Origin of the sequence: Shewanella fidelis ATCC BAA-318 (assembly GCF_000518605.1) — a bacterium.
GTDB lineage: Bacteria > Pseudomonadota > Gammaproteobacteria > Enterobacterales > Shewanellaceae > Shewanella > Shewanella fidelis.
Genome location: NZ_JADX01000018.1, coordinates 42935 through 64522 on the forward strand (window position 1 = coordinate 42935; position 21588 = coordinate 64522).

General features: G+C 43.1%; 14 protein-coding genes. 10 read left to right on the top strand and 4 right to left on the bottom strand.

What is annotated here, in order from left to right:
- The first annotated feature begins 408 nt into the window (after positions 1 to 408).
- From L884_RS0109265 to L884_RS0109275, 3 genes are all read left to right on the top strand, one after another.
- Complete coding sequence (locus tag L884_RS0109265) at positions 409 to 1467, top strand: outer membrane beta-barrel protein (RefSeq protein WP_028767236.1); 1059 nt, start codon at positions 409 to 411, stop codon at positions 1465 to 1467.
- Positions 1464 to 3926 carry a beta strand repeat-containing protein gene (locus L884_RS22610; RefSeq protein ID WP_051435595.1) on the top strand — a complete coding sequence of 821 codons (2463 nt, stop codon included), beginning with the start codon at positions 1464 to 1466 and terminating at the stop codon, positions 3924 to 3926. The genes L884_RS0109265 and L884_RS22610 overlap by 4 nt, the downstream gene beginning before the upstream one ends.
- 821 nt (positions 3927 to 4747) lie before the next feature.
- Positions 4748 to 7402: a TonB-dependent receptor plug domain-containing protein gene (locus L884_RS0109275; protein WP_028767237.1), complete on the top strand. Its 2655-nt coding sequence runs from the start codon at positions 4748 to 4750 to the stop codon at positions 7400 to 7402.
- A 93-nt stretch (positions 7403 to 7495) separates the two neighbouring features.
- Here L884_RS0109275 and L884_RS0109280 read toward each other — a convergent pair whose 3' ends face one another.
- Both L884_RS0109280 and dusC read right to left on the bottom strand, forming a co-directional pair.
- Positions 7496 to 7852 (bottom strand): TraR/DksA family transcriptional regulator, encoded by a 357-nt coding sequence (locus tag L884_RS0109280; RefSeq protein WP_028767238.1) that lies wholly within the window; start codon positions 7850 to 7852, stop codon positions 7496 to 7498.
- Positions 7853 to 7981: 129 nt separating this feature from the next.
- Positions 7982 to 8926, bottom strand: coding sequence for a tRNA dihydrouridine(16) synthase DusC (dusC, locus tag L884_RS0109285; RefSeq protein ID WP_028767239.1), 945 nt, complete (start codon positions 8924 to 8926; stop codon positions 7982 to 7984).
- Between the two features lie 384 nt (positions 8927 to 9310).
- Between dusC and L884_RS0109290 the strand changes: the two genes are divergently transcribed.
- The 7 genes from L884_RS0109290 to L884_RS0109320 all read left to right on the top strand — a co-directional run bounded on the left by L884_RS0109290 (position 9311) and on the right by L884_RS0109320 (position 16438).
- On the top strand, positions 9311 to 9733 hold the full coding sequence (locus L884_RS0109290; RefSeq protein WP_028767240.1) for an HvfA family oxazolone/thioamide-modified RiPP metallophore: 423 nt from the start codon (positions 9311 to 9313) through the stop codon (positions 9731 to 9733).
- A gap of 73 nt (positions 9734 to 9806) precedes the next feature.
- On the top strand, positions 9807 to 10655 hold the full coding sequence (locus L884_RS0109295; RefSeq protein WP_028767241.1) for an HvfB family MNIO-type RiPP peptide maturase: 849 nt from the start codon (positions 9807 to 9809) through the stop codon (positions 10653 to 10655).
- On the top strand, positions 10655 to 11410 hold the full coding sequence (locus L884_RS0109300) for an HvfC family RiPP maturation protein (protein ID WP_028767242.1): 756 nt from the start codon (positions 10655 to 10657) through the stop codon (positions 11408 to 11410). Before L884_RS0109295 ends, L884_RS0109300 begins: the two co-directional genes overlap by 1 nt.
- Positions 11411 to 11693: 283 nt before the next feature.
- On the top strand, positions 11694 to 12062 hold the full coding sequence (locus tag L884_RS0109305; RefSeq protein ID WP_028767243.1) for a YbaN family protein: 369 nt from the start codon (positions 11694 to 11696) through the stop codon (positions 12060 to 12062).
- Positions 12063 to 12308: 246 nt separating this feature from the next.
- Positions 12309 to 12860, top strand: coding sequence for an adenine phosphoribosyltransferase (gene apt, locus L884_RS0109310; RefSeq protein WP_037410704.1), 552 nt, complete (start codon positions 12309 to 12311; stop codon positions 12858 to 12860).
- Between the two features lie 194 nt (positions 12861 to 13054).
- Positions 13055 to 16009 (top strand): DNA polymerase III subunit gamma/tau, encoded by a 2955-nt coding sequence (gene dnaX, locus L884_RS0109315; protein ID WP_028767245.1) that lies wholly within the window; start codon positions 13055 to 13057, stop codon positions 16007 to 16009.
- Between the two features lie 99 nt (positions 16010 to 16108).
- Complete coding sequence (locus L884_RS0109320) at positions 16109 to 16438, top strand: YbaB/EbfC family nucleoid-associated protein (protein ID WP_028767246.1); 330 nt, start codon at positions 16109 to 16111, stop codon at positions 16436 to 16438.
- A gap of 546 nt (positions 16439 to 16984) precedes the next feature.
- On the opposite strand, the gene ushA is transcribed toward L884_RS0109320, so the two are convergent.
- Positions 16985 to 18718, bottom strand: coding sequence for a bifunctional UDP-sugar hydrolase/5'-nucleotidase UshA (ushA, locus tag L884_RS0109330; RefSeq protein WP_037410707.1), 1734 nt, complete (start codon positions 18716 to 18718; stop codon positions 16985 to 16987).
- Between the two features lie 167 nt (positions 18719 to 18885).
- Positions 18886 to 21525: an endonuclease gene (locus L884_RS22615; protein WP_028767248.1), complete on the bottom strand. Its 2640-nt coding sequence runs from the start codon at positions 21523 to 21525 to the stop codon at positions 18886 to 18888.
- Between the last annotated feature and the right edge of the window lie 63 nt (positions 21526 to 21588).

Here is a 21588-nt window from a genome sequence, read left to right on the forward strand (position 1 = left end):
TAATCAAAAACCTCCTTAATGGAGGTTTTTTTATGGAAAAACCTCCCTCAATAGATATTTATATCGATATGTTTTATGTGATTGTAATAACTAACAATGTATTAGTTGATTGAGTTATTGGTTCAGCTTAGCTATACCCCTTTACTAATTGTGGGTATAGATCACAAAAATCAATAACAAAATATTGTTAGTACACGTACGCTGTTGTGGTTATTTTTCAGCATGCTCGCGGGTTTTGGTTAAAAAATAACTAGTTAGATAAGTGTTTGGCATAATGGTTATCGAGGATGCTTATGGATTAGACGTTTGCTTATTTGTCACAATGCCCCGCTTTATATAAATGAAATATATAAGGTTTAGCACTTATATGTTGTTTAAAACTGCAAGTTCTTATGGGGGAGAATTGTAATGAAAAGTACAGGAGCTGGAGTATTATTGGTCAGCTTGATGCCAATAATACCAGCATTTGCAGCAAATGCTGAATTACCAACAGACTCAAGAACAAATAATACCAACACTAGCATATTTGTAACTTTTGAAAAGCCGTACTGGTATGTTGGTGCTAGAGGTGGATTCTCTGAGTTTCACGGTGCGTGTGCTAAAAATGCCATCGACTGTGATGATAACTCTATGGGTTACGGGCTATATGGTGGATATCAATTAAGTGACTGGTTTGCAATTGAAGCTGGAGCAACTAATTACGGTACGATATCGGCATTATACCAAGGGGGAAACACCAAGGCTAATATGTCTGGAGCAGAGTTAACGGCTAAGTTTTCATATGGCTTAACCGAGCGCGTCGCTCTATATGCTCGATTAGGTGGAGCTTATCAATATGTTGATAGAGAAACGTCATGGGCGGGTGACTCAAAACCATCAGGCTGGGGGCTAACAACTGCAGTAGGCCTTGATTATAAACTAACAGAGCGTTTATCAGTTCGGGCTGAATATCAATTTGTAGGCGATGCAAATGATAATCGTGCATCTTCAGACGCTTACTTTGGCTCGTTAGGCCTAACGTATCGCTTTGGAACAGTAGCTAGAACCACCACAAAAAACACTCCTGCCACAATAACAGTAAATGCAAATCCTGTTGTTGTGCCGGCCACGGTGACTCGAGTTTTATTGGATTCTGATTTTGACTCGACTTCGTTCCATGATGATTCTAATGAGCTACCACCACTGATTGAAAAAGCCAAACAAACTCAAGGAACCGTCGTGATCACGGGGAACGCCGACAGTAAAGGTGCAATGGGATATAACCAAACCTTATCAGAGAAGCGTGCGCAAGCCGTAGGCAATCATTTAATTTCAAAGGGCCTTAATGCCGAGCGTATTATCGTTCGAGGTAATGGAGAGCTTAGACCCAAAGCGACCAATGACACCGCGCAAGGGAGAGCAATGAATAGAAAAACAGAGGTCGAATTTAAGTCTAAAGCATACGTTAATACTGGAGAGCCACAATGAAACGATTAATACAATTTTTTTCACTGATGCTTATAGTAGTGTTAACCCTAACAGCATGCGGTAGCGATGATAAAGGATTAATCTCCGGGCCGAATGAGCCCACAATTGTGGACTTACAAGTTACGCCAGCTATAGGACAAAGCCCTGCAGGTTTAAGTGTGAAATACAAAGCGTTAGCAAAGATGAGTGATAACACAGTTGTTGATGTGACTACTGATAGCGCATTGTCTTGGAGCAGCAGCGACAGCAATATTGCAACTATAGATACCGATACCGGCATTGCAACCACAGTTGCAGTCGGTACCGTTACCATTACCGCATCGAGCAGTGTTAATGGAACCGAGTTTAGCGCATCTGCGAAGTTGACCGTAACAGATGCTACGGTAACAAGCCTGCAAGTTACGCCGCTCGATACCAGTATTGCAGCTGGATTAGAACAAGCTTTTATAGCACAAGCGTTAATGTCAGATTCAAGTGTGCTAGATGTGACTACTGATAGCGCATTATCGTGGAGCAGCAGCGACAGCAACATTGCAACTATCGATACTGATACAGGTATTGCAACCGCAGTTGCAGTTGGTACCGTTACCATTACCGCATCGGGCAATGCTAATGGCCACGAGTTTAGCGCATCAGCGAAGTTGACCGTAACGGACGCAACAGTAACTAGCCTGCAAGTTACGCCTGTAAATACCATTATTGCAGCTGGATTAGAGCAAGTCTTTACTGCACAAGCGTTAATGTCAGACTCAAGTGTGTTAGATGTGACTACTGATAGTGCATTGTCTTGGAGCAGTAACGATAGCAATATTGCAACTATCGATACTGATACGGGGATCGCAACTGGTGTTGCAGCTGGTACTGTTACCATTACTGCATCGGGCAGTGTTAATGGCAAAGAGTTTAGCGCATCAGCGGAGCTGACCGTAACGGATGCCACAGTAACAAGCTTACAAGTGACGCCAGCAAATACCAGTATTGCAGCTGGATTAGAGCAAGCCTTTACTGCGCAAGCATTAATGTCAGACTCAAGTGTACTAGATGTGACGTCGAATGCTGCATTATCGTGGAGCAGCAGCGACAGCAATGTTGCTACTATCGATACAGATACAGGCATTGCAACTGCTGTTGCAGTAGGTAAAGTCACCATTACTGCATCGGGTCGTACCAATGGCACAGAGTTTAGTGCATCAGCGGAGCTGAACGTAACAGATGCCACGGTAACTAGCCTGCAAGTTACGCCGCTTAATGCAAGTATTGCAGCTGGATTAGAACAAGCATTTACAGCGCAAGCATTAATGTCAGACTCAAGCGTGCTAGATGTGACTACTGATAGCGCATTATCGTGGAGCAGCAGCGACAGCAATATTGCTACTATCGATACAGATACAGGCATTGCAACCACAGTTGCAGTCGGTACCGTTACCATTACCGCATCGGGCAGTGTTAATGACACCGAGTTTAGTGCATCTGCGAAGTTGACCGTAACAGATGCTACGGTAACAAGCCTGCAAGTTACGCCGCTCGATACCAGTATTGCAGCTGGATTGGAACAAGCTTTTACAGCGCAAGCGTTAATGTCAGATTCAAGTATGCTAGATGTGACTACTGATAGCGCATTATCGTGGAGCAGTAGCGACAGCAATATTGCAACTATTGATACTGATACAGGTATTGCAACCGCAGTTGCAGTCGGTACCGTTACCATTACTGCGTCGGGCAGTGTGAATGGCACAGAGTTTAGCGCACCGGCGGAACTAACGGTTACACCTGCTGCAGTGACGGCAATAGAGGTAATGCCAAAAGTAGGGAAAGTGCCTGAAGGTAAGACCTTGGCTTATACTGCAACCGCACTGTTTTCTGACGGTTCAACACTAGACGTGACTGCAGAAACCTTGGTCTCTTGGAGCAGCGGTAATACCGCTGTAGCAACAGTCGATAATGAGACTGGTGTTGTTACTGGTGAAGCTATTGGCATTACAGATATTACAGCCTCGGCTGTATTTGAAGGCAACACATTTAAAGATACTGTGCAATTAAGTGTCATAGAGTTTATTCCTTATCATCGTCCTCTTTTGGCAAGTGAGACACACTTTGATGAGTCCGTTGATTCTAAAGAGTATATTGTTTATACAGATGAATTCGGTAATCAAGTGACAGGCCCAACTGAGTTTGGCTATGCCGCTTTAAAAGTTGAAACCGCAATTGATGAATGCCAAAGAAGAGGAACGCAACTAGTTTCTAACGCTAATCAATTTAATGACTATATGAATGAGCACCATGTAGAAGCATCAACTTGGCCGTTAGTTCGTTTCTTTTGGACGTCAGAGCTAGACACTGACGAGGTAGGTTCATGGTTCAACTATCGTTTAGCTATCGGTGAGTTGGCAGGACCTGGAGGTTTTGAAATACGTGGACAAGATCCAGACTCTAAGGCCTTTGTCGTGTGTGAAAATTAACTTACAGGCAGAGAGTGAGTATTTCGTATAACTACGTTTAGTTTAGTCTGTTATAACGTTTAGAGTTAAGCTTCAATACATGGCTATAAACGACAAAAATGCCTCTAGTTAGTTAGAGGCATTTTTTATATCATTTACAGGCTACAGTCGCTCAAACGGACGTGAATATCGCTATAAAAATACCTGCTAACTTTAACCTTATGTATTAACACTTACCTATCTACTTCTGGTGTGGGCAATAATTTGTACCACTTTTAAGCGAATAAAGTTCGCTTCTGGCTTTTATTTAACCAGTTGACTCATTATTAATAAGTTTAACTTCGTTGTGATTGTTTTATTAAATACATGAAGTGTTGCGAGCCTAGCAATGGTAGGCATTAATTTTACTTACGTAATCAGCAACTGTTTTTTAAGTATTTATTGTTTTTTGTAAACCGCTGATATAGCCATTCAAGTTTGGTCGTTATTAGTTTGCTTGCTGTTGTTATTAATGTTTTTAATATTGCTAATGCCAGATCCCTATTCCTAAAAAGCTTATCTACAACCTTGGTGAACAGCTTTTAAATCTCGTTCCTTAATATGTAAGGTGCTGATTTTGGTTGCTTTTCTTTGTTTGTCTTTGTTCTTAAATGTTGAGTATTTAATTGTTTTAAAAATGTTTATATTTTGTTTGCTTATTTGACTTAAAAGTTGCACTTAGAACAGTATTTATTCCTGAAGTAATTAGTTTCTAGGCTCCTAGAACTAACAATAAAAATAACAGAGTCGATTTTTATATGTGGGAGAACTCATTTATAAAGTCGATGAATAAGGGAATATATATGAGAACTCAAACCTTAATGGCGAAAGCTATCCGTAGGAGTTTAATTGCAACCGCAGCGACAAGTTTCGCAGTGTCAGGGGTTGTATTTGCAGATGAAACAACAGGAAATGCAGCAGAAGAAGTAGAACGCATTGAAGTCACAGGCTCACGGATTAAGCAAGTTGATATGGAGAACTCTTCACCTGTAACAGTTCTAACAGCTGAAGATATCAAGCTAAGTGGTGAAGCTACGGTTGCAGATGTACTTAATAATTCATCAGTAAATAGCTTCGGTTCATGGCGTGGAGCATCAGGCTACGGGAGTGGCGCAGCCGCAACAAGTAGTGTTCAGATGCGAGGGTTAGATGCGAAATATACACTAGTTCTGTTAGATGGCCGACGTATGCCGGGAACGAGTTCAAGCTCTGGAGCAGCTGCTGATACTTCACGTATCCCAATGGCGATTGTAGAACGAATTGAGATACTTAGAGAGGGGGCTTCTGCAGTATATGGATCTGATGCTGTAGCAGGCGTTATTAACATCGTTACTAAGAAAGATTTCGAAGGATTGAATTTTACTTATGATGCAGAACTACCAAGTGTTGAGGGCGGCGATGCCAACCGTTTCACCGTCACAAGTGGTTATGCGAGCGATAAAGGTAATATTACGCTCACGTTTGAGCATTATGCTGTTGACGCTGTTTGGGATAAGGATATTTGGAAATTTGATGACCCTACATATTTTGATTATTCATCATATAGCTCAGTTCCAAATGCTTTAGGTGAGAATGGTTGGATCTCAAATAGTCATTTTTGTAATGAAGCTGATAACACTTATGATGGAACGGATGGCGAAAATGGCGGTCGTTGTCTTTATAGCTATGGTGAAGTAACTAAGTTGTTTGGTGATATGGAACAAAACTCTGTCCTGTCGAACTTCAGTTATGAATTGTCCGAAAACCTTCAATTCCGTGGCCGTGCAAGTGCTTCGCTATCAGAGACCGATACACGTTATGCGGGAACTCCAGTTTCGACTAATAAGCCAGTGATGTCTGCGTCAAATGTGTATAACCCTGCTGGTGAAGATTTAACTTTGTATATGCGTTCTGCTCAACAAGGGGAACGTGATACACATACAGAGATAAATAGTATTGATTTCTTAGGTGGTTTAGTTGGTGATATAGATGTTGGTAACGGAGTTGATTGGGAAGTAAATGGTCAATATAGCCGATCAACAACAAATGTATTTAATGAAAACTTAATCAATGACGATATCGTTCAGAGCCTGATTGATAGTGAAAAGTACGACATTTTCAACACCACTGGAATGACTTATGGTGATTGGGATGGAATGATGAAAGATATGTATGGTCAAGCTGCTCACACTGGACTTTATCAGGCGCAATTCATCAGCTGGCAAATAGACGGTCTAGCTTCAATGACTTTGGTTGAAACTAATGAGTTTATTTTGGCTGGTGTGATCGGTGCAGAGTATGAAATGGTTGAGTTTAACCAGAAGAGTGACCCGCAGTCAGCATCAGGTAAAGTCTCAGGCGGTTCGGGTGGTGACGATGTTGATGCGACGCGAGATCGTACGTCAGTATTTATGGAGTTGAAGGCAAACCTACCTTATGACGTTGATTTGAACGCCGCTTTACGTTATGACAATTACGATCAAGAGGGTGACGTTGGTGCAAATTTAGTAAGTGGTTCATTTGATAATATTGCGCCTCAATTAGGCGTTGCATGGCGTCCTGTTGACTCATTGTTATTACGTGCTAGTTGGGGGCAATCATTCCGTGCACCAAATATGGGGGAGATGTTCTCAAGTCAAGCGTTGAGCTTCTCTACGGCGGATGACAATTTGTGGTGTGATGCAGGACAAAATGCGCAATTAGATCCTGTGTACTGTGCAACCGGTGGTTCACAGCATAAGACTTGGTTCGGAGGGAACCCTGGACTGCAACCAGAAGAGGGCGAGTCGTTTACAACAGGCGCTGTCTGGAATATTACAGATGAGCTTGCTGTTGAATTATCATACTATGATCTGACGTTAGATAACCAAATCGCAGCAACGAGCCTGACACGTTTATTAAAAGATGAAATAGATAACGGTTCCTCTGATGCGATTGTACGCGATGCAAACGGTAAAATTGATGTCGCTTACAGTTTTGACCGCAATATGGCGAGTCTAGAAACTTCAGGGTTTGACTTCAAAGCAACTTATATCCTTGAAACAGAGTTTGGTGATTTTGGGGTTAAAGGTGAAATGGGTTACGTTGAGGAGTTCTCTCAGACTTCGGCTGCTGGAGAAGAACCATTTTATTATGCAGGCTTGCAGGACTATCCAGAGTTCCGTGGTAACGTAAATGTTGCATGGACTTCAGGTAATATGGCTGCGGCGTGGACAACTTATTATATTGGCTCTCAAGAGTCTGGTAATAAGGAATATGGTACAGATTATCTTGCAGATCTTCCTTCGTACTTTAAGCATAATGCACAGTTTACTTATACTCATGATTGGAATGGAAGTTTAACATTGGGTGTTAATAATCTGTTTGATGAAGAAGCGCCTTCGTTCTACGACGGAACTGTTGGTTGGCGCGATGTGAATATTGGACTTTATGATGTTTTAGGTCGTACCGTATTCTTTAAAGTTCAGCAGTCATTCTAAAATCCCCTTTATTAAACAAAAAACCTCCATAACGGAGGTTTTTTATTTAGCTCACTAAAAGACTTTCTGCTTATGCTTACAATACACTTTAGCTTAGTGATTGAGTCTTAACTCTTGCCTATGCTGCTGACTAAAATGACGACTGCAACGTAAGCAACGTTGTTCAAGTGGATCGGCAGCTAATCGCTCTGGCTCAATTTCATTCTCACAATCACTGCACACACCGTACAAACCAATTTCAAGCTGACAGCGGGCGGCATCTAATCGCATCAGCTCAAAAAATAATGGGTGCTCACATAAATGAACTTCAGTCATGATTTGAATCAGTTCACACAGAGAAAAATTAAGCTGGTCCATTAGCTTGGTTTGCATTTCGGGGAGTGCACCAATCTTGAGTCTAAGTTCTGACTCTATATTAGATAAGGTCTGCTGGATCTGGTTGCTACTCACTTCTATTGCCTGTATATATCGACTTTAACGGACTATCAGTCTAAACATGCCATCATTTAGCGATATGACTAAGATCAATTCCTGCCAATATTTAGTGTATTTGTGTCATAAATACGACTTAAGATTGATCTAGTCAGGTAGTTTTGCTCGCGCTTGGCGAAGTACGGCAATAATTTCTTCAGCAGTCTTATATACTCTTAGTTCGCGGAACAGTTCATCAGCCTCGTCATATTGGCGGTTTAAGTAACCAAACCACTGTTTAATTCGAGCCGGATAATAAGTACTCTTGCGGCCTTCAAGTTCTCGATCGGTGTAATTTAGCATCAGCTCCAGTGCTTGTTGCCAAGAGAATGCTGCATCACCTTTGATATGAGCTGCTAGGTTTGGCAGTGATATTGCGCCACGACCAACCATAATGCTGTCACAACCTGTGACTTGCATACAGCGCTCTGCATCATTTCTATTCCAGATCTCGCCGTTAGCAATGACTGGGATAGGGAGCTTATTGTTAATATCAGTGATATATTCCCAGTAAGCAGGAGGCTTATAACCGTCGACTTTACTGCGAGCATGTACCGCAAGTTCACTGGCTCCAGCTTCATAAATCGCAAGTGCGTTCTCCATATAGAGCGACTTATCGTTAAAGCCTAAGCGAATTTTCGCTGTGACAGGTTGTTCACTTGGTACTGCATCACGCATCGCTTTTACAACGTTATAAAGTTGCTCTGGATATTGCAGCATAACGGCGCCACCATTACTGCGATTCACCATTTTGGCTGGGCAGCCAAAGTTAACATCGACACCCTTTGAGCCTAGTTCAATCGCTCTGACGGCATTTTCAGCCATCCAGTTTGGCTCTTGGCCAAGTAATTGAACTCGAACTGGCGTGCCTGATAGGGTTTGGCCACCAGTTTGTAACTCTGGACAAATCCGGTAAAACACTTTTTCAGGTAACAGTTGATCAACCACGCGAACGAATTCGGTGACCATTAGATCATAAGGGTTGATTGCAGAGAGGATCTCCCGCATTAAATCGTCTACAACGCCTTCCATAGGCGCCAAAATTACTCGCACAGACTTGTCCAATATCGCTAATTTGAGGCGCGGTATTCTACCTTATCGCACACCGCTAGGCCAATCTAAACACTGCTGATGATTTCTCTACACCATTTGAGTACGACTAAGCTGAATTTTAAGTTAGCGATATGTGTTAAACGGTTTGGCATATAGCGAAATAGACTTTATGCACAAAGTTGCCGCAAAACTATCGTTGAAACATCGAGATATCTCTAACAAGAGTTCAGTACATAATTTGACCTAACAGCTTTAATGCGCCATAAATGTGATAGATGTAGAAAAAATGAAATTAAATTGCTAACAACAAGGTCTAGTTAAGCAAGCCAACAAAATTTGCTGTTGGTAACTGAATTCAAGTTGATTAAATAAAAGGAAGATATTATGAAATTAGTGAATAAAACTGCAATTACTGCTGCTGTAGGCGCTGTTGTTATGGGAAGTGCACTAACAGCAAGTGTGCAAGCTAATCCATTTGGTTACACTGAAATGGAAGCAGGTTACCAATTGTTTGCCGGCGAAGGTAAGTGTGGTGAAGGTAAATGCGGTGGCGAGAAAAAAGATGCCAAAGAAGGTAAGTGTGGCGAGGGTAAATGTGGTGGCGACAAAGCTAAAGCCAAAGAAGGTAAATGTGGTGAAGGCAAGTGTGGTGGCGACAAAGCTAAAGAAGGTAAATGCGGCGAAGGCAAATGTGGTGGTGACAAAGCTAAAGCCAAAGAAGGTAAGTGCGGCGAAGGTAAATGCGGTGGCGACAAAGCCAAGAAAGAAGGTAAGTGTGGTGAAGGTAAGTGCGGTGGTGCAAAGTAAGCTTTCCCAGCTTTAAAATGGGGTCAGCATATCGCTGGCCCTAATTGTTTGTGAGAATAATTAGGCGTGCAGTATGACAAATAATAAGATTAATCAGCAGCGAGTAGGGTTAGGGCTTAGGCGAGAAATGCTAGATGAGTTTTGCCAAGCTGTTCCAAATGAGATTAATTTCTTTGAGGTTGCTCCCGAGAATTGGATGACATTAGGGGGTAAGTTTGGTCGCCAATTTAGAGCGTTAACTGAAAAGCATGAGTTCTTTTGTCATGGTTTATCTCTTTCTATCGGAAGTCCTGAACCGCTGGATTTAACCTTTGTACGTAACGTTAAAAGCTTTCTTGATTTACACCAAATTAGCACTTATTCCGAGCACCTAAGTTACTGCTCCGGCCGTGGTCATATGTACGATCTAATGCCTATTCCTTTTACCACAGAAGCCGTTATGCATGTGGCCCAACGAGTAAAGCAGGTAGAAGACATTCTTGAGCGACCATTGATTTTAGAAAACGTTTCTTTTTATGCAGCCCCCGGGGCTGACATGTCAGAGCTTGAGTTTGTTAACGCGGTGATGCAAGAAGCAGACTGCAAAATGCTGCTAGATGTGAACAATATTTACGTTAACTCGGTGAATCACAATTACGATGCGATTGAATTTTTAAAGGCAATGCCAACCAATAGAATTGCCTACCTACACATTGCAGGTCACTACGAGGAAGCTGAAGACTTAATTGTTGATACTCATGGCGCAGACATTATCGATCCCGTGTGGCAGCTGCTCGACGTTTGTTATCAAACTCATGGCGTGTTTCCAACCTTATTAGAGCGTGATTTTAATATTCCATCGACCGATGAGCTTTTACTTGAAATCAACCAAATACACGATTATCAAAAACGTCATTTAGCCAGTGTAAAAAGGAGTGCTTAATGAGCTTTGTTGATGTGCAGCAACACTTTATGGATTACATAAAAGATCCATCTTTGCCTCTACCTGAAGGCATTGAAGCGCGCCGAATGAAAATATATCGCGAGCTATTTTTTAATAATATTGATGGTTTTGTGTCAAATGCGTTTCCTGTGCTGAAGAGTTTATATTCTGAGCAAGATTGGCTTAAGTTAGTACAAAGCTTTTTTGTTAATCACGACTGTGCAACGCCAATATTTGTCGAGATAGCGCAAGAGTTTTTGCTGTTTTTACAGAGCGAATACCAGATGACTGAGCAAGATCCACCATTTATGTTAGAGCTTGCCCATTATGAATGGTTAGAGCTGGTGGTCGCTGTTGCACAAGATAACCCACAGCAGCAATTACTCGCCGATGATGTTGATGATATTACTCAGATAAAATTATGCGTTTCAGCGACGGCAAAGATCGCTCAGTATGCCTATGATGTCCAGCATATTAGTGCTGAGCATCAACCTAGTGAACCGAGTGAGACTGCCCAGTTTTTTTGTATTTATCGTGACGTAGAAGAAGAGGTGGTTTTTTTACATTTAAATCCATTAACAGCGCAGGTGCTTGCTTATATTGAGCAGCATAATTATGTTGACTATGAAGTATTAATTGACTGGTTATTAACAACTTACGCTCAAATTGAACCGAATGCACTACAGCAAGGCTGCCAACAACTACTTATGGACTTGAGTAACAAAGGTATTATTAAACAATTTATTGGACAATAGACTTTACTAATGGGGTGACGGATCTCTATAATGACCGCAAAAATTGATCTAGATCAATAAATGCAGTTAACAATAATAATTAGAGGTAGTTATGAGTCAGCCGTTTAAAGACCCATTCAACATTGTTTATTTTATTGGTTTTATTCTTGTAATGTTGATCCCTACATTACCTGCGAGCTTATCTTGGTTTAAGGTGATGGGATTAATTTAATCCGCCTTTAAGTCTCGCTAATGTATACTAGCCACTCTATTGAGTGGCTTTTTCGTTTATTAGGGTAGGTTGATGGTTTTAAAACGTGGCTTTTTTCTTATTGTTGGACTTTGCAGCCTCGGATTAGGCATTTTGGGAATAGTATTACCTATTCTACCCACTGTCCCCTTTATTTTATTAGCCGCTTATTGTTTTGCACGCTCCAGTGACAGACTTTATCAATGGTTAATGACTCACCCTTGGTTTGCCGATGCACTTAGAGATTGGCAAGCAAAAGGAGCAATTCGTAAAAGCTTAAAGAAAAAAGCTTATATCATAAGCGGGCTCAGTTTTACGATTAGTATCGTAATTGTACCGCTTGTTTGGGTGAAAGCCCTGTTGGCATGTCTTTGCGCAGGATTATTTTTTTATCTTCGTAGCATTCCAGAGCTGGACGGCTAGTGACGGCTGTACTGCTTCACTGCATTGAAATTTAAGTATTATTTTAATTATGCTGTGATAGCCTTTGCTATAAAGAACAATCAAAAGTCGAAATTGCCTAGACAGAGCCTACACTTCTGCAGTTAGTTAGTTGCAACTGAGTATAAAGCGGCTTAAGCTTTACGCCGTTTTTTACACTTCGATGACATAACAAGCTCAGCTATTGAGTCTTGTGTCAGCAAACTACATTAGATTAAGTATAGAATTATGGTAATGAATACTGACAGCTTGGCACTAATAAAGAACAGCATTAAAACCATCCCTAACTATCCAAAAGAGGGGATTTTGTTTAGAGATGTGACGAGTTTATTAGAAGATCCACAAGCCTACAAACTCACCATTGGCCTGTTAGCTGAGCAATACAAAGACCAAGGTTTTACTAAAGTTGTCGGTACTGAAGCTCGCGGCTTTTTGTTCGGTGCGCCACTTGCACTAGAACTAGGCATTGGCTTTGTGCCAGTTCGCAAGCCAGGTAAGTTACCAAGAGAAACCATTTCTGAAAGCTACGAGCTTGAATATGGCCATGATGTGCTAGAAATGCACGTTGATGCCATTACTGCAGATGACAAAGTGCTTGTTATCGATGATTTGCTAGCAACGGGTGGCACAATTGAAGCAACCGTTAAGCTTATTCGTAAGTTAGGCGGTGCTGTTAACGATGCTGCATTTGTTATTTCATTACCAGATCTTGGTGGTGAAGAGCGTCTAAAGGCAATGGATTTAAATCTATTAAGTCTATGTGAGTTCGAAGGCGAGTAAATTTTGCCTAAGTAACTCTTTTTAAGGTTAAGTGATCAGTAAACTGATTATTCTTTATCTTAAAAGGTGATTTTATCACCGCCAAATCGCTCCTTAGGCGCTTGAGATAGCATGTGAAAGCGTAGCATGCTATTGTTCAAAGATGTCGAGGAGCGTGCTCCCGAAACCGTATTAATGACACGTTGGGGAGTTCCATGTCATATCAGGTGTTGGCCAGAAAATGGCGCCCTGCCACTTTTGAGCAAATGGTTGGCCAGTCGCATGTACTTCATGCCTTAACCAATGCACTTACTCAGCAAAGATTACACCATGCTTATCTGTTTACCGGCACTCGCGGTGTGGGTAAAACCAGTCTTGCACGTCTATTTGCTAAAGGTCTCAACTGCGAGCAAGGCGTTACTGCAACGCCCTGTGGTCAATGTTCGGCTTGTGTCGAAATTGCAGAAGGTCGTTTTGTTGATTTAATTGAAGTTGATGCGGCATCACGAACCAAAGTCGATGATACCCGTGAACTGCTTGATAATGTGCAGTACAGGCCCAGTCGTGGTCGCTTTAAAGTGTACCTCATTGACGAAGTACACATGTTATCGCGTAGCAGCTTTAACGCCTTACTTAAGACATTAGAAGAACCGCCTGAGCATGTTAAATTTCTTTTAGCAACAACTGATCCACAGCGTTTACCGGTAACGGTATTATCGCGTTGTTTGCAATTTAATTTAAAAAGCCTTTCACAAGATGAAATCGCCGGTCAACTTGGCCACGTATTGACTCAAGAACAACTCAGTTTTGATCATAGCGCACTGACTTTGTTAGCAAAGGCGGCGAATGGCAGTATGCGTGATGCACTAAGCTTGACGGATCAAGCCATTGCTTTTGGTGCCGGTCAAGTCAAGCTTGAGCAAGTACAAACTATGCTTGGCAGCATCGACGAGCAACATGTGATTGCTTTACTTGAAGCATTAGCGCAAGCGGACATCATGAACTTGATGCAAGTGACCGCCAAAGTGCTGTCATTTGGTGCCGAGCCTGAAGAAGTACTACGTAGTTTGTTGGAGTTATTACATCAAATTACGCTAACCCAGTTTGCCCCAGCTGCTGCGCAGATGTCGCTTTACAGTGAGCAAATAAAAGCGTTTGCCGAGCAATTATCTGCCGAGCAAATTCAGCTCTATTACCAGTTGCTACTAACAGGCCGCAAAGATTTACCTCATGCACCGGATCCAAAGTCTGGTCTTGAAATGGCGCTATTAAGAGCGGTAACTTTTGTACCAGAAAAGCCTGTAACCCGTTGGGCGAGCGATAACAAAGTTGAGCTGCAAATTCCTGATGCTACAAGTCAAGCGCGTAGCAGCACTCAAACACATTCAGCTGTAAGTCAACAAACAGCGCAGAGTTTGCAACAAGCAAGCTTAGAGGCTCAAAAAAAAACAGCTGATTCTGTAGCAAGTACTGTAAATAATGACACTCAGCTGACTCAAGCCGCAGTTGAGTCAAAACCAAAGCCAGTAGTAACGCCTGAAGCTGAGTCAAAACCAGCGCCAGTAGTAGTGCCTGAGGTTGAGTCAAAACCAGAGCCAGTAGTAAAGCCTGAAACAGAGTCAGCAGTGTTAGCCGATAATATTAACCCTGAGGGAGAAACTATCTCTGAATCGGCTAAGCCTGTTCAACAACTTGCAGATGCTGACCAAGATGACACTGTTGAGTCTGAATCTCTGGCGAGTTTAAACAGTGAAATGGCCGTTATCATGAGCCAAGCTCAAAGCCAAGGTTTTGAGCAAACTCCTGAGCCGTCGGTGACAAGGGTTGATGCTGAGGCTAGCCAGTCCAGTGAGCCAGTTCTTGATAAAACAGCGGGCGACGCGAATGCTATTGCTCAGCCTGCTACTGATGGCGACTCCCAAAGTAAAGTGGATGAAACCAGTGTTCACTTTACTCAAAGCTATGGCAGTGAAGAAAACGATCTAGCATCCTACGCTGATTATGCTGGCGCTTTTGGTGATCAACATGATTACCAAGATGACTATGGGTTTACTCAACAAGATGTAAATTATGAGGTTGAACAGACTCACGTCACATTCGATGCAGAACCAAGCAAGAGTCATGCTAGAGCAACTCATGATGATACAGCCGCTCAGCCCAGCGAGCCGCAGCCATCAACTCGTAGCGACTTTACTGCTGGGGATGATATTTTAGATGCAGTACTTGCCGCTAGAGCCACACTTTTAGAAGAGCTGACTGAGGATAACTCCAAGGATGGCCAAACAAAAAAGTCAGTAGAGGTTCGTAAGCCTTTCACACCGCCGGTGCGAAAAGAGCCAACGACTGTACAAGCCGAGCACAGCGATGAGAGTCATGTAGATGACGCACAATCAGATGTAAATAGCTTAGCAAGTGCCGAAGTTAATACCAGCACGGAGGTTATTGATAGACCGCCGTGGGAAGAGCCCCATGACGATGATCCTTGTGCGCGATTTGGCGATGATGTTAGCGCGAATGACACTGATAATGCTGAAGCAGAATCGAGTGTAGAACAAGCACCGCAGCCAATTGATGCAAGCTCAGAGCAGCAAGGGTTGGTAGAACCAAACAATAGTCATAGCCAGAGCCTTGAGCAACAAACTGGTGATTCAACTCAGGTTCAGGATCCTGAGTTAAACTTACCCGCATTGCCTAGTGGTGAATTGAGTGGCCATGAAGTTGACTTAAAATGGTATCGCTTTATGTCAGAGCTAGAGGTTGGGGGGCGAGTTCGGCAATTGGCAGTTAACTCAGTATGTCACCAATTTGAACAGCCGTTATCTTTGCTACTTAAGCCGGATCAGAAACATTTAGCGGCAGATGTTGCTATTAAGCAGTTAGAAGAAGCAATGACTGCTGCATTGGGTGAGCAGTGTAGTGTACAGGTAACTGTTGGAGCGGATCATGACCGCGAGACGCCACTAGAGGTACGTAGACGCTTTCATAAAGAGATCTTAACCCAAGTGCACCATGAGCTAATGACAGATGACAATGTTCGTTGGTTAACCCAGAATATGGGAGCAGAATTAACCGCAGACTCGCTCACATATGCACCAGAATTGTTGGTGCAAAAGGGAAATCGCATTGAGTTAATTGATATTGCGAACTTTAAGCGGTTAACTGAGTCATAATTTTATAATTGAATTTCAGCTTTCGTTGCTAATCATTCATTTTTTAGTAAGATTAGCCCACTTTATTTGTTGTAATACATAATAGAAGAGAATTAGAGTATGTTTGGAAAAGGCGGTATGGGCAACTTGATGAAGCAAGCCCAGATGATGCAAGACAAGATGGCTAAAGTGCAAGAAGAGATTGCACGTATGGAAGTGACTGGCGAAGCCGGTGCTGGCCTTGTTAAAGTAACCATGACTGGTTCTCACAGCGTTCGTAAAGTAGAAATCGATTCAAGTCTGCTTGAAGATGATAAAGAGATGCTAGAAGATCTAATCGCAGCAGCTTGTAATGACGCAGCTCGTCGCGTAGAAGAAAGCCAAAAAGAGAAAATGGCTGAAGTAACAGGCGGTATGCAACTACCTCCTGGCATGAAGATGCCGTTCTAAGTTTAAGTTGCTGCTCTAGTTGCTTTTACAAGCAACTATATTGGAGGAGGCCAAATAGGGGCCAAATCCGAGCGACTAAAAACAAAAAAGCTCAAGCAATTTGCTTGAGCTTTTTTGTTTCTGCTTACGAAGTTTTGATGTCTAGTAAGTCTGATTTAACTTGTCAGCCAATTCATTGACATAGTCTGGTTTCTTCGCTTGGATCCATTTGCCATAGATCTTGCGGATCAATCCCCAGGCAGAATGTCCCATCTGTTTAGCTAGCTAGGATGGTTCAGTTCTTACCATCAGCAGTTGACTGGCATAGGTGTGTCTTAACTGATTTACATGCCTATGGGCTAGGCACTCCATTTGATTATCTAATAGAGTATTTACAGCTGCTATCACTTAAACCTGAGAGTTTCGAACACAGACTAGCTTGGAATTTACAAAAGGCTAGGTGAAGCTTGCTGAACGTGTACCATAAAAAAACAGAACCCAATCGAAATGTTGAGCTCTGTTTTGAGGTCTAGGATATTAGCTGATTAGCTTTATTAACGAATAAGATCAACCGCCGCAGCCATCAGAACTTCTGGAGTTGATATAGCGGACATCTTTCGCTCTGTCATAGCTGACAGGATCGAGCGTCTCATGCTTCTTAATAAATTGATATAACATATCTGCATCAATAAAGCCGGTGTCTCTCGCCTTTTCCTTCAACTTGGGGTACTTATTACCGCCGGCAGCGTTGTAGCTAGGGAGGGTAAATCTATATTTTTCAGTAAGCTTGAAAGGCTCGCCACCAATAGTTCTGATATCGACATTCTTAGCTTTGCAGTCAACTGTCATCTCGATGCCGCTGAAATGAGCAAAGCCTCCCGAGCCTCGAGTCTTAAGCGCCACCCTAGATAAATACTTTTTCAATTCAGTGCCATTCATCTCGGTTACAGTCACACTGTTGGAAAAAGGCTGTACCTTAAGTACATCACGATATCGGATAGGTCCTTTCTTTATGGTGGCGCGAATTCCACCTGAGTTCATTATCCCAAAATCTGCGGGGATAGGAAGCTGAGTTTGAGCATGCGCAATCATTATGCCGAGAGGCGTAGCTTGGTAACGAACAACCTTACGCTTACCAACGAAGTCCGCTTTTGCAACTCCAATCTGCTCTCTCAACTGCAGTTGGCCCTTACGTTGATAAGGGCGAAGTAGTTCAAGAGTTTCTTTATCCTTAGGAGTTAGCATATGAGGCGGATAGTAGGAACCAAACTTGGTTTCTGTATTCACTGGTACCAACTCGTAGTTTGCTAAGTGTAACTTACCGCCATAGTATTCAAAATCGGCGCGACCAACGAACTTGCCCCACTCGTAGGCTTGCATGATCCAAGTGCCATTTTGACGATCGGGTTTACAAGGCTCATCTCGACCATAATCTTCTACATACTCACCAGTGCTTCCTTCCATACAAACAGGCAACTGTGAATGTCCGCCAATGATTGCTTGGATCTGGCCGGGTTTTAGGCTTTTAGCAAGAGCAACATCACCGGGCGCGTTACTACCATGTTTACCATTTTCATAGTGACCCATATGGGTGAGGCCAAAAACAAGATCCGGTTGATGCTTCTCTTCAAGCTCTGCCAAAATATTCTTCGCCTCCGCTTGAGCAGAAGTGAATTTAAGATCTTTAACGAATTCTGGATTACCTATCTCAGCGGTGTGCTCAGTAGTTAGGCCTACTACGGCTAGCTTTAATCCTTGGATTTCGAATAACGCATAGGGTTCGAAGTAGCGTTGCCATTCACCATCGACTTGGTGATAGATGTTGGCAGATAACCAAGGGAATTTTGACCAGTTTCTCTGCTTATCAATCACCGTTAATGGATTGTCAAACTCATGGTTACCCACAGCCATAGCGTCATAACCAAGGTGGTTCATACCGATAAAATCTGGCTCGGCATCTTGAAGATCAGACTCAGGTACACCAGTGTTAATATCGCCACCTGAGAGCAGTAACGTTTCCCCACCTTGCTTGCTGACTTCTTTACGAATTTGGTCGAGAATGGTTTTTCTTGCGGCCATACCATACTCACCTCTAGAGCCTTGCCAAAAACGTCCGTGGTGATCATTGGTATGAAGCAAGGTGAAGCGCTTGCAGTCATCACCAGCAGCTTGACAGGCGATAGATGCTGTTACCTTAGGTGCCTCTTCCAGCTTTTTCTTTCCACAACCGCTCAATGCTATCGCTAGAGCGATGGCTGAGCCTGTAAGAAGCAAGCACGAATGACGGAGTGAAGTATTCATAATAATCCTTCAATATTATTCAGATAAGCGTTGTTACTTGGCTTAATGGCTGATTTCTCATGCTGAGAACAAAGGGCATAAGGCGAGGTTTAGACAACGTTTATAAAGTTAAAAAAGCAGCACCCAGAGTGTCCCCCAGTGCTGCTTTTTATAGGCTTAACTGATGATTAGCCTTGGCGGCGACGCCACCACAGTAGAGGTAGAAGTAGCGTCATAAGGCCACCTAAACTCCCCGCACTTTCAGGCTTTGTCCAACCAGTTTCTTCGGTGTTTTTCACTTCAATGCTAACAGACTCACTGACACTTTCTTCGTCAACGGTTGCAGTGAGTTCAAACACTAGAACTTGATCAATACTTACGCTAGGGGTGGTTACATCTAGTGTCAGGCCTGTACCGGTAAATACAGCTGTGTCTCCAGATACCTGCTTCCAGCTGTAGCTCGTCCCTTCTGGAGCATCAGCAACAGTCGCTGTAATGGTAGTGTTATCTCCTTCAGTTAGCTGAGTATTGCCAGCAAACGTCACATCTAAACTCAGAGGTACATTAGCCACGAGCAGGCTAACAGCTTTAGTCGTTTCTAAAGTTCCGTCGCTGATGGTTAAGCTAAAGTTCAATGTCTCGTCGGCTTTAACCATTGGCGCTGTCAGAGACAATATCGCCTTGTCACCAACAAGGATCTTTTCTTCAGCAACAATTTGCTCCCACTTGTACGTAAGAACAACACCTTCACCAGCTTTGATTTCAGAAGCATCGATACTATATGCAGCTCCTTCGGTTACACTCTCTGGAGTTTCAATATCGCCTTCGACAACTAAGACAGGGTTTGGATCGTCATTACAGACTGCACCATACACTTGTTGGACTAACTCAGGACGATCAATGAAAGGGTTACGGTTACCCTGATATTTATATACTTGGTTGTTACGGTTTTGCTCGTAGCTATCAACAGCGTCTAACTTGTTCCAGGCATACAGAGTACAAAGCGTACCGATAAGCGGTTCGCTATCCTCAGCAGTAGTCGTTAGACGATCGACTGCAACTAGATCAGGCATATTGGTTGTCGCTGTATCGGTACCCTGATAACGAGTATCCATATACATGATCATACGAGCCACGTCGCCTTTCACCTCATCGCGAGGCTCCCAGCAGTCCGTAGTTTTGTCTAGGTAGTTACCCGTACCTACACCGTTGAACAAAACCTCTTCACCAGTGTCGCGACACGCACCAAAGTCATTATTACTTCGTGCAGTGTTGATGCCTGGATCTGAAGGACGAAGGTGGTGAGCATCGGTGTAGCCCCATTGAGAGTCACTAGGGAAACCATGGCTCTTAGCCCAAACGTGTTCACGGTTCCATTTGCCCACACCGCTACCACTTGTTTGGTTGTCGTACTTAGAAATAGAAGCCCCCGTGTAGATCTCGATAACATTTTTATCGTTATCAGGATCTTGGTCAGCGTGGGTCAGTGCACTCCAAACTTGTTTATAGGTCAGATACTTGTGATCTTTAGCAATGATTGCGGATAGGGCGTTCTTAAGCTCATCAGCATTGGCAAAATCGCCACTTAATACATCAGAGTAATAGATCTCAGCATTGAATGTAGTAGGGTCGGCAACTGGTGTCAGCGTTTCGCAACCTGTGCAAGGACCTGTTTCTGGATCGGGGTCTGGAGGCGTAACTGAGCCATCACAGGCACTCTCACCAGCACAACCAAGACCGTCAGAGGTATCAACGTCGAATACTGTCCACTGGTTATTGGCTCCTGGAAAATCGGCTTCTGCAACAGTGTCACCAGAAGTGACGCTGTCTTTTCGACGTAGGGTCTTATTCGCGGTAGAGAAATTTGCGTTGTTTGGATCAGTCCAAGCAGCCCCAGGATCTTCGCCACGCTTACCGAAGCGATCGATAACCACATCGTCTTTTGTCAAGACTAGGGCATCGTCACCGTTGAAATAAGTTACGGTAGAAGCGTTGCCTACTTTGAACGCATCAGCTGCACCAGAATTATGGAAAACAAGGCTCTTTCCTGGCTCCAGAGTGCCCGTCAGTGTCTCGGTATTACCTGGCTCAGTCTTACCATTGCCAAATAACGTCAGCTTGTAAACGTTGGCATCGAGATCGATAGCTGTGCCACCTACGTTTGAAATTTCAATCGCTTTGTTGCTACTGCTACCTTCGATGTATTCGGTAATCAGCAGTAACCCAGGAGTGGCTTCAGCGCTACAAGCGCTTTCACCAGCGCAGCCTAGGCCATCAGACGTGTCAGTATCAAACACTAGCCATTGGTCACCAGTAGGGAAGGCTGCTGCAGCATCGGTATCACCTGTGGTAACAGTGGCTTTGCGACGTAGCGTCTTATTAGCACTGGAGAAATCGGCGTTATTTGGATCCGTCCAAGCTGAACCTGGATCCTCGCCCAATTTACCAAAACGATCGATCACAGCATCATCCTTGGTCAATACCAAGGCATCGTCACCGTTGAAGTAGGTTATGGTTGAAGCGTTACCCACTTTGAAGGCATCGTTCGCCCCAGAGTTGTGAAAAACGATGCTCTTTCCAGGTGGCAGAGTACCTGTTAGCGTCTCGGTATTACCAGGCTCAGTTTTTCCATTACTAAACAACGTCAGCTTATAAACATTAGCATCTAAATCTAAGGTGCTGGTGCCTACATTGGATATCTCAAGCGCTTTATTGCTGCTACTACCTTCGATGTACTCAGTAATAACTAGATTAGCATTGGCAGCAGTGGAAAGGGTGCCTAAAAACATGGCAGTCGCTGTAGCAACTGCACTCTTTTTAATTCTCATAATGTTATCTCTTTTGATTCCTTTAAGGGAAGCGCGCAGCCCGAAAGCAGGCGCTTCATCGTC

Excerpts from the sequence above, each read along its gene's own strand:
- L884_RS0109265 (WP_028767236.1), top strand. The coding sequence starts at position 409 with ATGAAAAGTACAGGAGCTGGAGTATTATTGGTCAGCTTGATGCCAATA.
- L884_RS22610 (WP_051435595.1), top strand. The coding sequence starts at position 1,464 with ATGAAACGATTAATACAATTTTTTTCACTGATGCTTATAGTAGTGTTA.
- L884_RS0109275 (WP_028767237.1), top strand. The coding sequence starts at position 4,748 with ATGAGAACTCAAACCTTAATGGCGAAAGCTATCCGTAGGAGTTTAATT.
- L884_RS0109290 (WP_028767240.1), top strand. The coding sequence starts at position 9,311 with ATGAAATTAGTGAATAAAACTGCAATTACTGCTGCTGTAGGCGCTGTT.
- L884_RS0109295 (WP_028767241.1), top strand. The coding sequence starts at position 9,807 with ATGACAAATAATAAGATTAATCAGCAGCGAGTAGGGTTAGGGCTTAGG.
- L884_RS0109300 (WP_028767242.1), top strand. The coding sequence starts at position 10,655 with ATGAGCTTTGTTGATGTGCAGCAACACTTTATGGATTACATAAAAGAT.
- L884_RS0109305 (WP_028767243.1), top strand. The coding sequence starts at position 11,694 with ATGGTTTTAAAACGTGGCTTTTTTCTTATTGTTGGACTTTGCAGCCTC.
- apt (WP_037410704.1), top strand. The coding sequence starts at position 12,309 with ATGGTAATGAATACTGACAGCTTGGCACTAATAAAGAACAGCATTAAA.
- dnaX (WP_028767245.1), top strand. The coding sequence starts at position 13,055 with ATGTCATATCAGGTGTTGGCCAGAAAATGGCGCCCTGCCACTTTTGAG.
- L884_RS0109320 (WP_028767246.1), top strand. The coding sequence starts at position 16,109 with ATGTTTGGAAAAGGCGGTATGGGCAACTTGATGAAGCAAGCCCAGATG.
- ushA (WP_037410707.1), bottom strand. The coding sequence starts at position 18,718 with ATGAATACTTCACTCCGTCATTCGTGCTTGCTTCTTACAGGCTCAGCC.
- L884_RS22615 (WP_028767248.1), bottom strand. The coding sequence starts at position 21,525 with ATGAGAATTAAAAAGAGTGCAGTTGCTACAGCGACTGCCATGTTTTTA.